The organism is Streptomyces sp. NPDC005803 (assembly GCF_040630435.1).
GTDB lineage: Bacteria > Actinomycetota > Actinomycetes > Streptomycetales > Streptomycetaceae > Streptomyces.
Genome location: NZ_JBEXXO010000004.1, coordinates 271,570 through 289,231, shown reverse-complemented (window position 1 = coordinate 289,231; position 17,662 = coordinate 271,570). Strand labels below are relative to the sequence as shown.

The 17,662-nt window shown below is 72.6% G+C and carries 13 protein-coding genes; 9 read left to right on the top strand and 4 right to left on the bottom strand.

Annotated features, from left to right (window positions below; translation table 11 throughout):
* Positions 1-40 precede the first annotated feature (40 nt).
* Positions 41-799 carry a methyltransferase gene (locus ABZ454_RS08490; RefSeq protein ID WP_359536629.1) on the top strand — a complete coding sequence of 253 codons (759 nt, stop codon included), beginning with the start codon at positions 41-43 and terminating at the stop codon, positions 797-799.
* Between the two features lie 294 nt (positions 800-1,093).
* Positions 1,094-1,489, top strand: coding sequence for a DUF3040 domain-containing protein (locus tag ABZ454_RS08485; protein ID WP_359536628.1), 396 nt, complete (start codon positions 1,094-1,096; stop codon positions 1,487-1,489).
* Positions 1,490-2,195: 706 nt separating this feature from the next.
* On the opposite strand, the gene ABZ454_RS08480 is transcribed toward ABZ454_RS08485, so the two are convergent.
* The 4 genes from ABZ454_RS08480 to ABZ454_RS08465 all read right to left on the bottom strand — a co-directional run bounded on the left by ABZ454_RS08480 (position 2,196) and on the right by ABZ454_RS08465 (position 7,863).
* Positions 2,196-4,601, bottom strand: a complete 2,406-nt coding sequence (locus ABZ454_RS08480; RefSeq protein WP_359536627.1) for a DUF3488 and transglutaminase-like domain-containing protein — start codon at positions 4,599-4,601, stop codon at positions 2,196-2,198.
* Positions 4,602-4,611: 10 nt separating this feature from the next.
* Positions 4,612-5,991 (bottom strand): DUF58 domain-containing protein, encoded by a 1,380-nt coding sequence (locus tag ABZ454_RS08475; protein WP_356315153.1) that lies wholly within the window; start codon positions 5,989-5,991, stop codon positions 4,612-4,614.
* Entirely contained in the window at positions 5,991-7,040 is a 1,050-nt protein-coding gene (locus ABZ454_RS08470) for a MoxR family ATPase (RefSeq protein WP_359536626.1), read from the bottom strand. Before ABZ454_RS08470 ends, ABZ454_RS08475 begins: the two co-directional genes overlap by 1 nt.
* Before the next feature lie 259 nt (positions 7,041-7,299).
* The gene (locus tag ABZ454_RS08465; RefSeq protein WP_356315147.1) at positions 7,300-7,863 is read right to left on the bottom strand and encodes a carbonic anhydrase; all 564 of its coding nucleotides are present in this window, start codon (positions 7,861-7,863) and stop codon (positions 7,300-7,302) included.
* 379 nt (positions 7,864-8,242) lie between these two features.
* Between ABZ454_RS08465 and rsmH the strand changes: the two genes are divergently transcribed.
* The 7 genes from rsmH (at position 8,243) to murD (ending at position 17,554) form a co-directional block, all read left to right on the top strand.
* Positions 8,243-9,208 (top strand): 16S rRNA (cytosine(1402)-N(4))-methyltransferase RsmH, encoded by a 966-nt coding sequence (gene rsmH / locus ABZ454_RS08460; RefSeq protein WP_148017733.1) that lies wholly within the window; start codon positions 8,243-8,245, stop codon positions 9,206-9,208.
* 130 nt (positions 9,209-9,338) lie between these two features.
* On the top strand, positions 9,339-9,920 hold the full coding sequence (locus ABZ454_RS08455; RefSeq protein WP_359536624.1) for a septum formation initiator: 582 nt from the start codon (positions 9,339-9,341) through the stop codon (positions 9,918-9,920).
* A gap of 4 nt (positions 9,921-9,924) precedes the next feature.
* The gene (locus tag ABZ454_RS08450; RefSeq protein ID WP_356315140.1) at positions 9,925-11,925 is read left to right on the top strand and encodes a penicillin-binding transpeptidase domain-containing protein; all 2,001 of its coding nucleotides are present in this window, start codon (positions 9,925-9,927) and stop codon (positions 11,923-11,925) included.
* Between the two features lie 17 nt (positions 11,926-11,942).
* A complete protein-coding gene (locus ABZ454_RS08445; RefSeq protein WP_356315137.1) occupies positions 11,943-13,661 on the top strand; it encodes a UDP-N-acetylmuramoyl-L-alanyl-D-glutamate--2,6-diaminopimelate ligase in 1,719 nt (572 codons plus the stop codon).
* A gap of 4 nt (positions 13,662-13,665) precedes the next feature.
* Entirely contained in the window at positions 13,666-15,072 is a 1,407-nt protein-coding gene (gene murF / locus ABZ454_RS08440) for a UDP-N-acetylmuramoyl-tripeptide--D-alanyl-D-alanine ligase (protein WP_359536621.1), read from the top strand.
* On the top strand, positions 15,069-16,139 hold the full coding sequence (gene mraY / locus ABZ454_RS08435) for a phospho-N-acetylmuramoyl-pentapeptide-transferase (protein ID WP_356315131.1): 1,071 nt from the start codon (positions 15,069-15,071) through the stop codon (positions 16,137-16,139). The genes murF and mraY overlap by 4 nt, the downstream gene beginning before the upstream one ends.
* The gene (murD, locus tag ABZ454_RS08430; RefSeq protein WP_359536618.1) at positions 16,121-17,554 is read left to right on the top strand and encodes a UDP-N-acetylmuramoyl-L-alanine--D-glutamate ligase; all 1,434 of its coding nucleotides are present in this window, start codon (positions 16,121-16,123) and stop codon (positions 17,552-17,554) included. The genes mraY and murD overlap by 19 nt, the downstream gene beginning before the upstream one ends.
* The last annotated feature ends 108 nt before the right edge of the window (positions 17,555-17,662 follow it).

Here is a 17,662-nt window from a genome sequence, read left to right as displayed (position 1 = left end):
CCGCCCTCAGCGGCGGCGCCGTGCCGAGGAGTCAACTGCCGTGTCGGACCAGCTGCGCCCCCGCGCCTCCCTCCGTACCGCCGTGGTCTGGGAGGTCCTCAAGGACGCTCTCGACCGCCAGGTCAAGGCGACCGGCAGGGACGCCCTGGACGTACTGGACACCGGCGGCGGCACGGGCAACTTCGCCGTGCCCGTCGCGCGTCTGGGGCACCGGGTCACCGTGGTCGACCCGAGCCCCAACGCGTTGTTCGCGCTGGAGCGCCGCGCCGCCGAGGCCGGGGTCGACGACCGGGTCAACGGCGTCCAGGGCGACATCCTCGCCCTGTTCGACGTGGTGGGGCGCGGGGGCTACGACGCGGTGCTCTGCCACGGGGTCCTGGAGTACGTGGACGACCCCGCCGCCGGGGTGCGGCAAGCGGTGGAGGCGCTCCGTCCGTCCGGCGCGCTCAGCCTGCTCGCCGCCGGGCTCGGCGGTGCGGTCCTGGCCCGGGCGCTCGCCGGTCACTTCACCGAGGCCCGCCACGCGCTCAGCGACCCGGCCGGCCGCTGGGGCGAGGGCGACCCGGTGCCGCGGCGGTACACGGCGGAGCAGCTCACCGGGCTCGTCGAGGACGCGGACGTCGAGGTCGGCGCGGTCCACGGGGTGCGTGTCTTCGCCGACCTGGTGCCGGGCGGTCTCGTGGACACCGAACCCGGTGCGATGGAGGCCCTGCTCAAGCTGGAGGCCGCGGCCGCCGAGCTGCCCGCGTTCCACTCGGTGGCGACCCAGCTGCACGTCCTGGGCACGCGGCGGGCCTGAGCCGGTGCGAGCCGGTGACCGGTTCGTGACGGCAGCGCGGCTGATCAGCAACGCAGCTGCAGACGGAGTACGCCCCAGCAGCCCCGATCAGGGCCTTGGCCCCGTATGATCGGGGGACACCATCCGGCATGACGGATCGGAGGTTGGGGAATCAACGCCTCAGCAGCTGAGCCGTCGTGGCGGCCCGGACTGGCTGATTGGCAATGAGGGCGGGTTTCACGGGGGCGATTCCCTGCCTATCCTGGAAGGGCCGCATACCGGCCGCCCCCCGCGGCCGACGACGAGGAGGACTCCGTGCCGCTCTCGGAGCACGAGCAGCGAATGCTCGAGCAAATGGAGCGAGCGCTGTACGCCGAAGATCCCAAGTTCGCGACAGCGCTCGAGGGAAGTGGGCTGCGTACATACACCCGGCGACGGGTCTACCAGGCAATTGCTGGCTTCCTGGTGGGAATCGCGCTCCTCATGGCCGGAATGGTCGCCCAGCAGTTCTGGGTCATCAGCGTGGTGGGATTCCTCATCATGCTGGGCTGCGCGGTGCTCGCGGTGACGGGCTGGCGCAAGGCGCCCAAGCCCGGCGAGCAGCAGGCGGTCCGCGCGGGTGGTGCGGGTCGACAGCCCAAACAGCGCCGGTCCGTGATGAACCGGATCGAACAACGGTGGCAGCGCCGCCGTGACGAGCAGGGCGAGTAGACGCTCGGAGCACTTATCGCTCAGCACACTTATGGGTGAGGGGCGGTCGCATTTCTGCGACCGCCCCTCACCCATGCGTCCGCACGAAGGCCGGCCCCCCGGCCCACCTGGCCCGGTCCGGTCCCGGCTGGCCGCGCCCGGCCGTGCCGTTGTCCGTCGTCCCGCGCCCGGTCGGCCGTCTGTCCCGCGCCCGCGCCGTTGTCCGTCCCGCGCCCGGTCGGCCGTCTGTCCCGCGCCCGCCCGTGCTGTCTGTCCGTCCCCGGCCCGCGCTGTCCGTCTCCCGCCCGGCCCGTCGTCCGGCGGCGCTGCCGGGGTGCTCCGTACGCCGCCCGAGGACGAAGGGCGAAGCCCGCTGCCGGGCGCCCACCGCCGGGCGCCCGCTGCCCGGCCCCCTGCCGGGGCGGGCAAGAAGTGGGCCGGGCCCGGCGGGCGAGGTGTCCGCACACCGACCCGCTCCCCGAGCGGAGGACGGAAACCGGCCCGCTCCCCGGGCGGGGGACGCATGCCGACCCGCTCCCCGGGCGGGGGACGGACGCCTGCCCGCTCCCCGAGCGGAGGACGGACGCTGACCCGCTCCCCGAGCGGAGGACGGACGCTGACCCCCTCCCGGGCGGGGGACGGACGCTGACCCCCTCCCGGGCGGGGGACGCATGCCGACCCGCTCCCCGTGCGGGGGAGGGGCCCGAGGGGCCTCCCGGGCGGGGCGTCAGCCCTGCTGGCGGGAGGGGCGGCGCAGCCACGCGGGCCGTTGGGGCGCCCGCCACCGGCCAGCCAGCGCCGCCCGGCGCTCCGACACCGCCCACACCACTCGTACGGCCGATCGCGGTGCCACGACCGCGCGGAGCCGGGTGAACCGGTCGGCGGAGCCTCGCAGACCCGCCCGTACCGCCTGTGCGTCCTCCCCGAGCCCCGAGACCGGTTGCGGGTCCGGCGCGTAGAGCACCCGCTCCACCGCGCCCGCGACGCGGTGCACCGCCGCGGCCGCCTCGATGTCCAGCCGCCCGGCTTCGACCACCCGGGCCGCGGCCTTACGCGGGGTGCGGGACTCATCCGGTTCGATGCCGTGGTCCCAGGCGGTGTCGGTGATCTCCTGCCAGGCCGCCAGCGTTCTCGCGGTCGCGTCCGCCGGGGTCCGCCCGGTGGAGGATCCGAGCCGCCGGGCCCGCACGCGTATGCGCCAGAACATGGGCAGCAACGGGAGCAGCAGAACGAGCACGGTCACCAGGACCACTCCGAGCACGGTGCCCGCCGGTGTTCCCGTGTCCGTGGGCGCCGCCGCTCCCGGAAGCGCCGAGCTGCCGCACTCGCCCTGTCGCCGCATCTGTGCCGGGCAGCTGTCCGAGGGGGACGGACTGGCCGGCACAGCCGCCGAGGCGTTCGCCTCCGGCAGGGCCGGATCGGCGGAGTCACCGGTGGGCGCGTCCGGCACGGTGTACGACGGGGTGGAGCCACGCGTCGGCGTGGGCTCGAAGCGGGTCCACCCCACGCCCTCGAAATACAGCTCCGGCCAGGCATGCGCGTCACGCAGACCGACCGACACCGAACCGTCCGCCTGAGCCGTGCCGGGCGTGAAGCCCACGGCGACCCGGGCGGGAATGCCCAGCGTCCGGGCCATCGCGGCCATGGTGAACGAGAAGTGGACGCAGAAGCCGCGCCGGTCCTTCAGGAAGCGGCCGATCGCCGCGCTGCCCGTACCCGAGTTCACCGAGGTGTCGTAGGTGAACCCGCCCTCGGAGGCGAAGTAGTTCTGCAGCTTCACCGCCTGCTCGTAGGCGTTGGCGGCCCCCTTCGTCACCTCGTCGGCCGTGTTCCTGACCACCTCGGGCAGGGAGGCGGGCACCTGGGTGTACTCGCGGCGCAGGGCCGCCGGGGCCGCGCCCGCGCCCGCGAGCTGGTCGGCCGTCGGCTGTACGACGAGGCTGGAGACCTCGTACTGCGCGCCGCCGGTGGTCTCCCCGTCGTCCCCGACGAGGGTGCGGCCCTCGGGCTCGTACCTCCAGCGACCGCCGATCCGGACCTCGGTGGCCGGATAGGGCAGCGGCAGATAGGTCTGCCGGTACGAACGGGATGCGGAGATGTTCGTGCTGATCTCCGTCACGGCGACGTCCGGCGACAGACCCGCCGGTTCCGGGAGCCGCTTCGGTACGTCCTTCAGCCGACGGGTCGAGGCCCGCCACTCGTTCCCGTTGAACTGGTCCAGGGCCAGGATCCGGAGGTAGGAGTCCTGCGCACCGGAGGCGTTGGTGCGGTACGACATCACCTGCCGGTTCTCCGGCTGGTTGAGGTTGTTCTGCAGGGAGACCAGCGGGTTCACCGCGGAGATGGTGCCGCCACCGCCCCCCTTGCCGTTGCCGCCCCCGGTACCGGCCAGCAGCCCGCTGTCGAGCGCGGGCAGGGCCGCGGGCACGACCAGCGCGATGCCCAGGGCGAGGGCGCCGATGCGCCGCCCCGTGCGCACCGGGGCGAGCGCCCGGCCGCCGGTGCCCGAGGACAGACCTCCGCCCCGGGGCACGGCGGCCCCCGCGAAGACCCGCCCCCACTGGGAGAGCCGGTCACGCCCCTCGGCCAGCAGGAGGAGCAGATAGCCGCAGGCGGCCAGCAGGAACCACAGCCAGTCCGCGTCGCCGTCGGAGAGACCCGCGGCGACGGAGTAGAGGGCCAGCAGCGGCAGCCCGGCCGGAGCGGCGCTGCGGAACGTGACCGCGAGCGCGTCCACCGCGAGCCCGACCAGCAGCACACCGCCCACCAGCATCAGCCGGATGCCCGCCGTGGCCGGCGCCGGGATCGCGTACTGCCCGACGTCGTCCGCGCCCACCGTCAGCAGGTCCGCGAGCCGCTGCACGGACTGCGGACCGGGCAGGAAGCCCGCCAGCGCCTCCTGCCGGGCGAACGCCACGGTCAGCAGCACCACCAGGACCAGCGCCTGCGCGGCGACGGTCACCAGCCGCGGCAGCGACACCCGCCGGGCGAGCGCGCCCACGCCGCACTGGACGGCCAGCAGGAACGAGGCCTGCAGGATCCAGGTGACCGGGTCGACCAGAGGCAGCATCGAACAAGCCGCCATCAGCGTCGCCGCGAAGGCGCAGAGCGCCAGCCGACCACGACCGCTCATGACCGTCCCCTCATGACCGGCCACCGGAGAAACCCGTTGTGCCGTCCGTCGTGCCGCCCACCGAGCCGGTCAGCGTCCCCTGATGGCCCGCCTGCTGCCACAGCCGGGCCAGATCCATGCCGGGCCGGACCGGCACCGCCGTCCAGCCCGACTCGCGCAGCAGCCTGAGCCGCCGCTCGCCCGCCGCCTCGGAGGCGGGCGACTCGCCGTGTACCCAGGCGGCGCTGTCCAGGACGAAGGCCACGGCCCCGCCGCTGCGCTGCCGCATCCGGGCCGCCACCGCGGCCTGCTCCTCGTCCAGCTCGCCGAGGAAGGCGATCAGCAGGCCCTCGTCGCCGCCGCGCAGCACGTCGTACGCGCGGGCGAGACCGCCGCCGTCGGAGTGGTCGACCACGGCGAGGGTGTCCATCATCAGTCCGGCGGAGTCGGCCGAGTCCTGGGTGGAGCCGGCGAAGCCGCTCCCGCCCTCGCCCGGCACCGCCGTGCCGTCGTCCGTCAGCAGCCGGACCGCGAAGCCCCGCTCCAGCATGTGCACCAGCGCGGACGCCGCACCGGAGACGGCCCACTCGAACGCCGAGTCGGGGCCCGTCCCCTGGTAGGCGATCCGCCGCGTGTCCAGCAGCACCGTGCACCTCGCCCGCTGCGGCTGCTCCTCGCGGCGCACCATCAGCTCGCCGTAGCGCGCGGTGGACCGCCAGTGGACGCGGCGCAGATCGTCCCCGTGCCGGTAGCCGCGCGGGATGACGTCGTCCTCACCGGCCAGCGCGAGCGACCGCTGCCGCCCCTCGCCGTAACCGGAGGCCTCGCCCGCCAGCCGCACCGGGGGCAGCGGTTCGGTCCGCGGGATGACGACCAGCGTGTCGTACGCGCTGAACGAACGCGTCAGCTCGCACATCCCGAACGGGTCGCTCAGCCGCAGCTGCAGGGGACCGAGCGGGTAGCGCCCGCGCAGATCCGACCGCACCCGGTAGGACACCTCGCGCCGGCCGCCCGCCTCCACCCGGTCCAGGACGAACCGGGGCCGGGGCCCGAGCACGTACGGAACCCGGTCCTGGAGCATGAGCAGGCCGGTGGGCAGCCGAGAGACGTTGTCCACCCGCAGGTGGACCCGCGCCTCGGAGCCCGCGGGCACCCGGGACGGGGAGAGCCGCCGGGTGCCGGCGACCCGGTAGCGGGTGCGGAAGAGCACCGTCACACAGACCAGGGGCAGTACGGCGAGCAGCAGGCCGACCCGCAGCAGATCCCCCTGGCCCAGTACATAGGCGCAGACCGCGGCGGCCACGCCGGCCGCGAGGAAGGACCGTCCGCGGGTGGTCAGGCCGCCCAGGGCGGCCCGCAGACCGCCCTTGTCGTCGCTGTCGTCCATCGCGGCCGGCCCCCCGGCGGCCATCAGATCCGCCGCGCGCCGGGCTGCTGCCGGCCGCCGTACTCCGCGCCCGGCCGGTGCTGGGGCGCCGGGACGGCCGCACCGCCCGACGCCGTCGGCACGGGGGTCTGCTGAAGGATCTCCAGCACCACCTGCTCGGCGGTGCGGCGGTTCAACTGGGCCTGGGCGGTGGGCAGCAGCCGGTGGGCGAGCACCGCGACGGCGAGGGCCTGCACATCGTCCGGCAGGCAGTAGTCCCGGCCGCTCAGCGCGGCGGAGGCCTTGGCGGCGCGCAGCAGGTGGAGGGTGGCACGGGGCGAGGCGCCGAGTCTGAGATCGGGGTGGCCGCGGGTGGCTCCGACGAGCTGCACCGCGTACCGCCGGACGGCCTCGGCGACGTGGACCGTGCGCACCGCCTCGATCAGCTTGACGATGTCGTGGGCGTGCGCCACCGGCTGGAGGTCGTCGAGAGGCGAGAGGCCGCCGTGCACGTCGAGCATCCGCAACTCGGCCTCGGCGCTGGGGTAGCCGATCGACACCCGGGCCATGAACCGGTCGCGCTGGGCCTCGGGCAGCGGGTACGTGCCCTCCATCTCCACCGGGTTCTGCGTGGCCACGACCATGAAGGGGTCGGGCAGCTCGTAGGTGTGCCCGTCGATGGTGACCTGGCGCTCCTCCATCGACTCCAGGAGCGCCGACTGGGTCTTGGGCGAGGCGCGGTTGATCTCGTCGCCGATCACGATCTGGGCGAAGATCGCGCCCGGCTTGAACTCGAAGTCACGGCGCTGCTGATCGAAGATGGACACACCCGTGATGTCCGAGGGCAACAGGTCCGGTGTGAACTGGATGCGCCGCACCGAACAGTCGATGGACCGTGCCAGCGCCTTGGCCAGCATGGTCTTGCCCACCCCGGGGACGTCCTCGATCAGCAGATGGCCCTCCGCGAGCAGCACGGTCAGCGAGAGGCGGACGACCTCGGGCTTGCCCTCGATCACACCTTCCACCGACCTGCGTACCCGCTCCGCTGTGGTGGTCAGATCTGTGAGGCTCGCTCGATCGTCATAGGTCGTCACCCGGCCCTCCTCGGCCCTGCCCCGCGCCCACCAGGAGCGCGGGAATTCCCCAGTCACGGGCCGGCGCACTCGTGCGGCCCGGCCCACCCCGAAACACGGACACCGCGCCGGACGGGGTCCGGCGGGGTGCCACACCCGCATTCTTGTTGCCGTTACCGCTTCGTGTCACTCGCCTGTGGATAACCGGGGCCGATATGCCGGGTTGGGGAGGATTTTCACTGCGGGAGGGTGCGGGAGGCGACCCTCCCGCACCCCCTGATCAGGAAACCGGGAGGATCTCGCGCAGCAGGCCGGTGGTCACGTCGAAGACGAAACCGCGCACGTCGTCGGTGTGCAGCAGGAACGGCGAGGTGCGCACGCGCTGCATCGACTGCCGCACGTCCTGGTCCGCGTCGGTGTAGGCCTCCACCGCCCAGGCCGGCCGCTGGCCGACCTCCATCTCCAGTTCCTGGCGGAACTCCTCGGTGATGGACTCCATGCCGCAGGTCGTGTGGTGGATCAGGATCACGCTGCGCGTGCCGAGGGCCCGCTGGCTGATCGACAGCGAGCGGATCACGTCGTCGGTGACCACGCCGCCCGCGTTGCGGATGGTGTGACAGTCGCCGAGCGCCAGCCCGAGCGCCTTGTGCAGGTCGAGCCGGGCGTCCATGCAGGCGACCACGGCGACGCGCAGCACCGGCTTGGCGTCCATTCCGGGATCGACGAACTCGGAGGCGTACTGGACGTTCGCCTCGACGAGTCGGTCGGTGACGGTGCCGCCGGTGCGGGCCTGGGTGGCGACGGCGGCGGAGGGCTCGGCGGGAGAGTGCGCAGAAGTCGACATGGTCACGACGTTAGCTTCCCCGGGCTGGTCCGGCGTGGTGGCGAAGCGGACAAAGAACGTCAACGTCGCTTGTTGTGAGGTAACCCACAAGCCTCACGGCCGGTCACCCGGCCGGGTGAACAAAGGGAGGCCGACGCGCTGTCGGGTTGATTGATCGGGAATCGATCGAATGGCAGGGTGGACTAAAGTGACGGGAAGTTACCGACACCCTGCACATTCCGATCTTTCCCCCGTGTGCGCGGCGTACGTACGGCCCGGCCCTCTCCCGCTCGCCGGTCGGCTGACGCCCCTTCCCCGGCGCCGGCGGGCCTCCCCTTCGCGAGCGGGCGGGGACCAGGCCGTACGTGCAGCGCCCCGGGACCTGAGCCTGAGAGGGCGCATGAGCCAGACCCGACACGTCCCGGTGATGCTCCAGCGGTGCCTGGACCTGTTGGCCCCGGCTCTGGAGGCCCCGGGCCCGCAGCCGCCCGTGGTCGTCGACTGCACCCTGGGGCTCGGCGGACACAGCGAGGCGCTGCTCTCCGCCTTCCCCACCGCCCGGCTGATCGCGCTCGACCGCGACAAGGAGGCGTTGCGCCTCTCCGGTGAACGGCTCGCCCCGTACGGCGACCGCGCCACGCTGGTGCACGCCGTCTACGACGAACTGCCCGAGGTGCTCGACCGGCTCGGCGTCCCCAAGGTCCAGGGCGTCCTGTTCGACCTCGGCGTCTCCTCCATGCAACTGGACGAGGCCGACCGCGGATTCGCGTACGCCCAGGACGCCCCGCTCGACATGCGGATGGACCAGACGACCGGCATCGGCGCGGCCGAGGTGCTCAACACCTACCCGCCGGGCGAACTGGTCAGGATCCTGCGCGCGTACGGCGAGGAGAAGCAGGCCAAGCGGATCGTCTCCGCCGTCGTGCGCGAACGCGAGAAGGAACCGTTCAGCAACAGCGCCCGGCTCGTCGAGTTGATCCGTGACTCGCTGCCGCAGGCCGCCAAGCGCACCGGCGGCAACCCGGCCAAGCGCACCTTCCAGGCTCTGCGCATCGAGGTCAACGGCGAGCTCACCGTGCTGGAGCGGGCGATCCCGGCCGCGGTCCGCAGCCTCGCCGTCGGCGGGCGCATCGCCGTCCTGTCGTACCACTCGCTGGAGGACCGCCTGGTCAAGCAGGTGTTCGCGGCGGGCGCGGCCAACACCGCACCGCCGGGTCTGCCGGTCGTCCCCGAGCGCTACCAGCCTCGGCTCAAGCTGCTGACCCGCGGCGCCGAACTGCCCACCGAGGAGGAGGTCGCCGAGAACCGGCGTGCCGCCCCCGCCCGCCTGCGCGGAGCCCAGCGGATCCGCGAGGAGGAGCGATGAGCGGCCGGTACCCGCAGGCCCCGCGAGGAGGAGCGATGAGCGGCCGGTACCCGCAGGCCCCGCGAGGAGGAGCGATGAGCGGCCGGTACCCGCAGGCTTCGCGGACCCGGCCCGAGGACGGAGTGGCGCGGTGAGCAAAACGGCCGGCCGGCTGAAAGGGCGTGCCGCGCGGCTCAGCCGGCTGATGCCGGCCGGGCCGAGCAACGCGGCCAGGGCCCCCTTCGTCCTGCTGGTCGTCCTTCTCCTGGGCGGGGGCCTGATCACCCTGCTGCTGCTGAATTCCGCGCTCAACGAAGGATCGTTCCGGCTGAGCGAGCTGAAGAAGCGGACCACGGACCTCACCGACGATCAGCAGGCCCTGCAGCGCGACGTCGACAGCGCCTCCGAACCCGACGCCCTGGCGCGCCGCGCACGGGAGCTGGGCATGGTCCCCGGCGGCAGCCCCGCCTTCCTCGACCCGAACGGCAGGGTGCGCGGCGTGCCCTCCGTCGCCAGCGCCCTGCCGACCACCGCGGAGCCGACGCCGCAGACCCCCGCTGCCGCCCTGCCCCACTCGCCCCTGCCGGGATCCGCCCCCGCGCCCACGGCGTCGGGCGCCGTCGCCGGGCCGGGCGCGTCCGCGACGGCGACCGGCGCCGCCCCGGTGGACCCGAGCCCTTCCGCGAACGCGGCTACCCCGGCAGAACAGACCTCCACGAGCCCCGGCAGGTGACGCAGTGCCTCCCCAGGAACCACCGCGCCGACGGGTGCCCGGTCCCGCGCGTCCGCGTAACGCGGCGGCCCGCTCCGGCCGCCCCCGGCCCGCCGCCCGCCCCGAGCCACGACGGCGGCCCTCGTCCGCCGCGCCGCGCGGACGAGCCCCCCGCGCCCGCTCCGGCCGGCCGCTGCGCCTGGGCAGCCCACGGCCCCGCCTGCGGCTGGTCAGCCTGGCCCTGACCCTCGTCATGATCGCGTTCGTCGTCCGGCTCCTCCAGGTGCAGGCCGTGGACGCCAACGCGTACGCGGCCAAGGCCGAGAAGAACCGCTACCTCAGCTACACCGTCGCCGCCGAGCGCGGCGAGATCACCGACCGCGGCGGCATCGCGCTGGCCACCAGCGTCGACGCGTACGACATCACCGCCGACCCCAAGATGTTCACGCCCGAGGACAGCAAGGCACCCGACGCCCCCCAGCAGGCCGCCGCGCTCCTCGCGCCCATCCTCGGCGTCGACGCGGCCGAACTGACCAAGAAGCTGGCGAAGCCCAAGAGCCGGTACACGGTGCTGGCCCGCAGGCAGACCCCGCAGGTCTGGACGCAGATCAAGGACCTCAAGTCCGTCTTCGCCGAGAAGGCCGAGAAGGACAAGGCGGCCGGCGGTTCCGGGGCCAACGTGCTGGCCGGTGTCTTCCAGGAGTCGACCACCAAGCGCGTCTACCCCAACGGGGGACTCGCCGCCGGGATACTGGGTTACGTCAACGCCGAGGGCAAGGGCGCGGGCGGACTCGAATCGCAGCTGGACAAGGAGCTCGCGGGCGAGGACGGCACCATCAAGTACGCCCAGTCCGGCGGCCGCCGGGTGCCCACCGCGGGCACCAAGGAGGTCCCGGCCGTCGCCGGCTCCGACATCGAGCTGACCATCGACCGTGACATCCAGTGGGCGGCCCAGAAGGCCATCGCCGACCAGGTCGCGAAGTCCCAGGCCGACCGCGGCTACGTCGTCGTGCAGAACACCCGCACCGGGGAGGTCCTCGCCATGGCCAACGCCCCCGGTTTCGACCCCAACGACCTCTCGCAGGCCGACGGCGCCTCGCTGGGCAACGCGGCGCTCCAGGACGTGTACGAGCCCGGTTCCACCAGCAAGGTCATGTCGATGGCCGCCGTGCTGGAGGAGGGGGTGGCCACACCCGGCACGCATGTCACGGTGCCCAACCGGCTGCACCGCGGCGACCGGCTCTTCAAGGACGACATCGACCACAAGACCTGGTACCTCACGCTCAACGGCGTACTCGCCAAGTCCAGCAACATCGGCACCATCCTGGCCACCGGCCAGCTGGGCAAGACCCAGGCCGAGTCGAACAAGGTGCTCTACTCCTACCTGCGTAAGTTCGGCATCGGCTCACCGACCGGACTCGGCTACCCGGGTGAGACCGCAGGCATCCTCGCCAAGCCGCAGGACTGGTCGACCTCGCAGCAGTACACGATCCCGTTCGGCCAGGGCCTCTCGCTCAACGCCATGCAGGCCGCCTCGGTCTACTCGACGATCGCCAACGGCGGGGTCCGGATCGAACCGACCCTCGTCCGTGGCACCAAGGGCGCCGACGGCCGCTTCACCCCGGCCCAGGCGCCCGCGCAGACGAGGGTGGTCAGCGAGAAGACCGCCAAGACGCTCGCCACCATGCTGGAGTCGGTGGTCGACGACGAGGAGGGCACCGGGACGAAGGCGAAGATCCCCGGTTACCGGGTCGCGGGCAAGACCGGCACGGCCAACCGAGTCGATCCGGTACGCGGCGGCTACCACGGCTACACCGCCTCCTTCGCCGGATTCGCCCCCGCCGACAACCCGCAGATCACCGTCTACTGCGCCATCCAGAACCCCACCAAGGGCCTCTACTTCGGCGGCCAGATCTGCGGACCCATCTACAAGCAGGTCATGGAATTCGCGCTGAAGACGCTGCAGACCGCACCCTCCGGCAGTGAGCCGGCCCGGCTGCCGGTGTCCTTCAAACCCGGCGAGTGAACTCGGGGAGACCCTCAGTGACAACCATCACCCCTGATCCGGGGAACCGGAACGGGAACCACCGCACCCCCGCCCCCTCACTTCGCGAGAGGCCGGGTGCGCCCGGTACGCTCACCGCCGTGCCCCACGCTGAACAGTCCCGAACCACCCCGAAGGACGCCCCTGTGAACTACCCGGGAGCGCCCCGCCCGGATCGGCTGCGGCCGACCTCCCTGGTTGAGCTGGCAGCCCGGCTGGGAGTCGAACCGCCGGGCAGTGGCGAAGTCACCGGCATCACCCACGACTCCCGGGCCGTGCGCCCCGGAGACGTGTACGCGGCGCTGCCGGGTGCGCGCCTGCACGGTGCCGACTTCACCGCCCAGGCCGCCGGTCTCGGAGCCGCCGCGATCCTCACCGACCCGGCGGGCGCCGAACGTGCCGCAGCCACCGGACTTCCGGTGCTGGTCACCGAGGACCCGCGCGGCCGGATGGGCGAACTCGCCGCCGAGATCTACGGACACCCCGGCGCCGGCCTGCTGCAGATCGGCATCACCGGAACGTCCGGCAAGACCACGACCGCCTACCTCGTCGAGGGCGGCTTCCGCGGCGCCGGACGCAGCACCGGCCTCATCGGCACCGTGGAGATGCGGATCGGCGACGAGCGCATCAAATCCGAACGCACCACTCCCGAAGCCACCGACCTGCAGGCCCTGTTCGCCGTCATGCGGGAACGCGGCGCGGAGGCGGTGACGATGGAGGTCTCCAGCCACGCCCTGGTGCTCGGGCGGGTCGACGGCTGCGTCTTCGACGTCGCGGTCTTCAACAACCTCAGCCCGGAGCACATGGAGTTCCACTCCGGCATGGAGGACTACTTCCAGGCCAAGGCGCGGCTGTTCACCCCGCAGCGCAGCAGGCAGGGCGTCGTCAACTACGACGACGCCTACGGCCGCCGGCTGGTCACCGAGGCGTCCGTCCCCATCACCACGTTCTCCGCCGAGGGGCACCCGGACGCCGACTGGCGGGCCGAGAACGTCGAGGTGGGCCGGCTCGGCTCCACGTTCACCGTCGTCGGGCCCAAGGGCGAGCGGGCCGCCGCGAAGGCCCCGCTGCCCGGCCCGTTCAACGTCGCCAACACCCTGGCCGCGATCGTCACCCTCGCCGTCGCCGGCATCGACCCGCAGACCGCGGCCGACGGCGTCGCCGCGGTGCCCGGGGTGCCCGGCCGGCTGGAACGGGTCGACGCCGGACAGCCGTACCTCGCACTCGTCGACTACGCGCACAAGACCGACGCCGTCGAGTCGGTCCTGCGCTCCCTGCAGAAGGTCACCGAGGGCAAGCTGCACATCGTCCTCGGCTGCGGCGGCGACCGCGACACCACCAAACGCGGCCCGATGGGCGCCGCGGCGGCCCGGCTCGCCGACACCGCCGTACTGACCTCCGACAACCCCCGCTCCGAGGACCCCCTCGGCATCCTCGCCGCCATGCTCGCGGGCGCCGCGGACGTGCCCGTGCACGAACGCGGCGACGTCCTGGTCGACGCCGACCGGGCCGCCGCCATCGAGGCCGCCGTGGGCCGCGCCCGGCCCGGCGACACCGTGCTGATCGCCGGCAAGGGCCACGAACAGGGCCAGGACGTCCACGGAGTGGTGCGCCCCTTCGACGACCGGGTCGTCCTGCGCACGGCCATCGAGCGGTCCCTGGGGCGCGAGAGCGGCACCCCCCGTGCCTCCACCCACGAGAACAACAGTCAGGGATGACCAAGTGATCGCCCTTTCCCTCGCCGAGATCACCGAAATCGTCGGCGGGCAGTCGTACGACATACCGGATCCGGCCGTCACCGTCAGCGGGCCCGTCGTCATCGACTCCCGCAAGGTGCAGCAAGGCAGCCTCTTCGTCGCCTTCAGCGGCGAACGGGTCGACGGACACGACTACGCCGGGGGTGCCGTCGAGGCGGGCGCCGTCGCCGTCCTGGCGGCCCGCCCCCTCGGCGTCCCCGCGATCGTCGTGGACGACGTGGTCGCGGCGCTCGGCGCGCTCGCCCGCGCCGTCGTGGGACGCCTCGGCACCGCCGTCGTCGCCCTCACCGGCTCCGCGGGCAAGACCTCCACCAAGGACCTGATCGCCCAGCTCCTGGAGCGCAAGGGCCCCACCGTCTACCCGGCGGGCAACCTCAACAACGAGATCGGCCTGCCGCTCACCGCCCTGCGCGCCACCGAGGAGACCCAGCACCTGGTCCTCGAAATGGGTGCCCGCTACATCGGCGACATCCGTTACCTCACCGAACTCGTCCCGCCGCGCATCGGCCTCGTCCTCAACGTCGGCAGCGCGCACATCGGCGAGTTCGGCGGCAAGGAGCAGATCGCCCAGGCCAAGGGCGAGATGGTGGAGTCCCTCCCCGAGGACGGCCTCGCCGTACTCAACGCCGACGACCCGCTCGTCCGCGCCATGACCTCCCGGACCAAGGCCCGGGTGCTGCTCTTCGGCGAAGCCGCGGATGCGGACGTACGGGGTGAGAACGTCCGGCTCACCGAGGACGGCCGCCCCGCGTTCAGGCTTCACACACCCACCGGGTGCAGCGATGTGACCATGCGCCTGTACGGTGAGCATCACGTGTCGAACGCGCTCGCCGCGGCCGCCGTCGCCCATGAGCTGGGCCTGTCCGCAGACGAGATCGCCCTGGCGCTCTCCGAGTCGGGCACCCTCTCCCGCTGGCGCATGGAGGTCACCGAGCGTCCGGACGGCGTGACGTTCGTCAATGACGCCTACAACGCCAACCCCGAATCCATGAAGGCCGCGCTGCGCGCGCTGGCCGCCATGGGGAAGGGGCGTCGTACGTGGGCGGTGCTCGGCCAGATGGCCGAGCTCGGCGACGCCTCGCTCACCGAGCACGACGCGGTCGGACGGCTCGCCGTCCGGCTCAACGTCAGCAAGCTCGTCGCGGTCGGGGGCAGAGAAGCCTCCTGGCTGCAACTGGGCGCATACAACGAGGGTTCGTGGGGTGAGGAGTCGGTGCATGTGTCCGACGCACAGGCTGCCGTCGACCTGTTGCGCAGTGAACTGCGCCCGGGAGACGTCGTGCTGGTGAAGGCGTCCCGGTCGGTAGGCCTGGAGCAGGTTGTCATGGCACTGCTGGATAACGCGTCCGAGGGCGAGGTCGCCGGCCGATGAGGCAGATCCTCTTCGCGGGGGCCATCGGGCTCTTCCTGACCCTGGTCGGTACCCCGCTGCTGATCAAGCTCCTGGCCCGCAAGGGATACGGGCAGTTCATCCGGGACGACGGCCCGCGCACCCACGGATCGAAGAAGGGCACGCCCACCATGGGCGGCATCGCCTTCATCCTGGCGACGATCATCGCGTACATCCTGGCCAAGGTGATCACCGGCGAGGACATGCGCTTCTCCGGCGTACTGGTCCTCTTCCTGATGACCGGCATGGGACTCGTCGGCTTCCTCGACGACTACATCAAGATCGTCAAGCAGCGCTCGCTGGGTCTGCGCGCCAAGGCCAAGATGGCCGGCCAGCTGATAGTCGGCATCGCCTTCGCGGTGCTCTCGCTCCAGTTCGCCGACGCCCGCGGCAACACCCCGGCCTCCACCAAGCTCTCGTTCGTCGAGGACTTCGGCTGGTCGATCGGCCCGGTGCTGTTCGTGGTCTGGGCGCTCTTCATGATCCTCGCCATGTCCAACGGCGTGAACCTGACGGACGGTCTGGACGGCCTGGCCACCGGCGCGTCGGTGATGGTCTTCGGCGCCTACACCTTCATCGGGCTCTGGCAGTTCCAGGAGTCCTGCGCCAACGCGGCCACCCTCACCAACCCGAGCGCCTGTTTCGTGGTACGAGATCCACTCGACCTGGCGGTCGTGGCCTCCGCCCTCATGGGCTCCTGCTTCGGCTTCCTGTGGTGGAACACCTCACCCGCCAAGATCTTCATGGGTGACACCGGTTCGCTGGCCCTCGGCGGCGCCCTCGCCGGTCTGGCGATCTGCTCCCGCACCGAGTTCCTGATGGCGGTGCTCGGCGGCCTCTTCGTGATGATCACGATGTCCGTCGTCATCCAGGTCGGCTCGTTCAAGATGACCGGCAAGCGCGTCTTCCGGATGGCACCCCTCCAGCACCACTTCGAACTCAAGGGGTGGTCCGAAGTCCTTGTCGTGGTCCGCTTCTGGATCATCCAGGGCATGTGCGTGATCGTCGGCCTCGGCCTCTTCTACGCAGGATGGGCAGCCAAGAAGTGAGCAACGTGGACTGGCAGGGCAAGCACGTCACGGTCGCCGGGCTCGGGGTCTCCGGCATCCCGGCGGCCCGGGTGCTGCACGGCCTCGGCGCCGTCGTCACCGTGGTCAACGACGGGGACGACGAGCGCTCCCGCGGCCAGGCCGCGGAGCTGGAGGCGCAGGGCATCACCGTGCGCCTCGGCGACGGGGCCACCCTGCCGAAGTCCACCGAGCTCATCGTCACCACCCCGGGCTGGAAGCCCGACAAGCCGCTCTTCGCCGCAGCCGCCGAGGCGGGCGTCCCCGTCTGGGGCGACGTCGAACTCGCCTGGCGGCTGCGCGGGCCGGACGCCGCGCCCTGGCTCGCGGTCACCGGCACCAACGGCAAGACCACGACCGTACGGATGCTCGCCTCGATCCTGGAGGCCGCCGGGCTGCGCACCGCCGCCGTCGGCAACATCGGGGTCTCGCTCCTGGACGCGGTCCTCGGCGAGGAGACGTACGACGTCCTGGCCGTCGAGCTCTCCAGCTACCAGCTGCACTGGTCGCCCTCGCTGCGCGCCCACTCCGCGGCCGTCCTCAACCTCGCCCCCGACCACCTCGACTGGCACGGCTCCATGGAGGCGTACGCCGCCGACAAGGGCCGGATCTACGAGGGCAACACCGTCGCCTGCGTCTACAACGTGGCGGACCCGGCCACCGAGGACCTGGTGCGCGAGGCGGACGTGGAGGAGGGCTGCCGGGCCATCGGCTTCACCCTCGGCACCCCCGGGCCCTCCCAGCTCGGGGTCGTCGACGGCATCCTCGTCGACCGCGCCTTCGTGACGAACCGGCAGAAGCAGGCCCAGGAACTCGCCGAGGTCGCGGACGTGAACCCGCCCGCCCCGCACAACATCGCCAACGCGCTGGCCGCCGCGGCGCTGGCCCGGGCCTTCGGCGTGGAGCCCGCCGCCGTGCGCGACGGGCTGCGGGCCTTCCGGCCCGACCCGCACCGCATCGAACGCGTCGCGGAGGTCGGCGGGGTCACCTACATCGACGACTCCAAGGCCACCAACACCCACGCCGCCGAAGCCTCCCTGGCGGCCTACGACCCGATCGTCTGGATCGCCGGAGGCCTGGCCAAGGGCGCCACCTTCGACGAGCTGGTGACCGGGTGCGCGGGGCGCCTGCGGGGCGTCGTGCTGATGGGCGCCGACCGGGCGCTCATCCGCGAAGCCCTCGCGCGACACGCGCCCGAGGTCCCGGTGACCGACCTCGACCGGACCGACACTGGGGCGATGTCCGAGGCGGTCCGCGAGGCGGCACGGCTCGCCCGGCCGGGAGACACCGTACTGATGGCCCCGGCCTGCGCCTCGATGGACATGTTCGTCAATTACAACAAGCGGGGCGAGGCCTTCGCGGACGCCGTCCGCGCACTCGCCGCCGAGAACGCCTGACGGCCCCGGCCTCCGCGCCGTACCGTCCCGGAGCACCCGGGTGCGTACGGCCGTGCCGGGGCCGGGCCCTCGGCACCGAAGCCCCGGGCACGAGCAGTGGAGGGGACA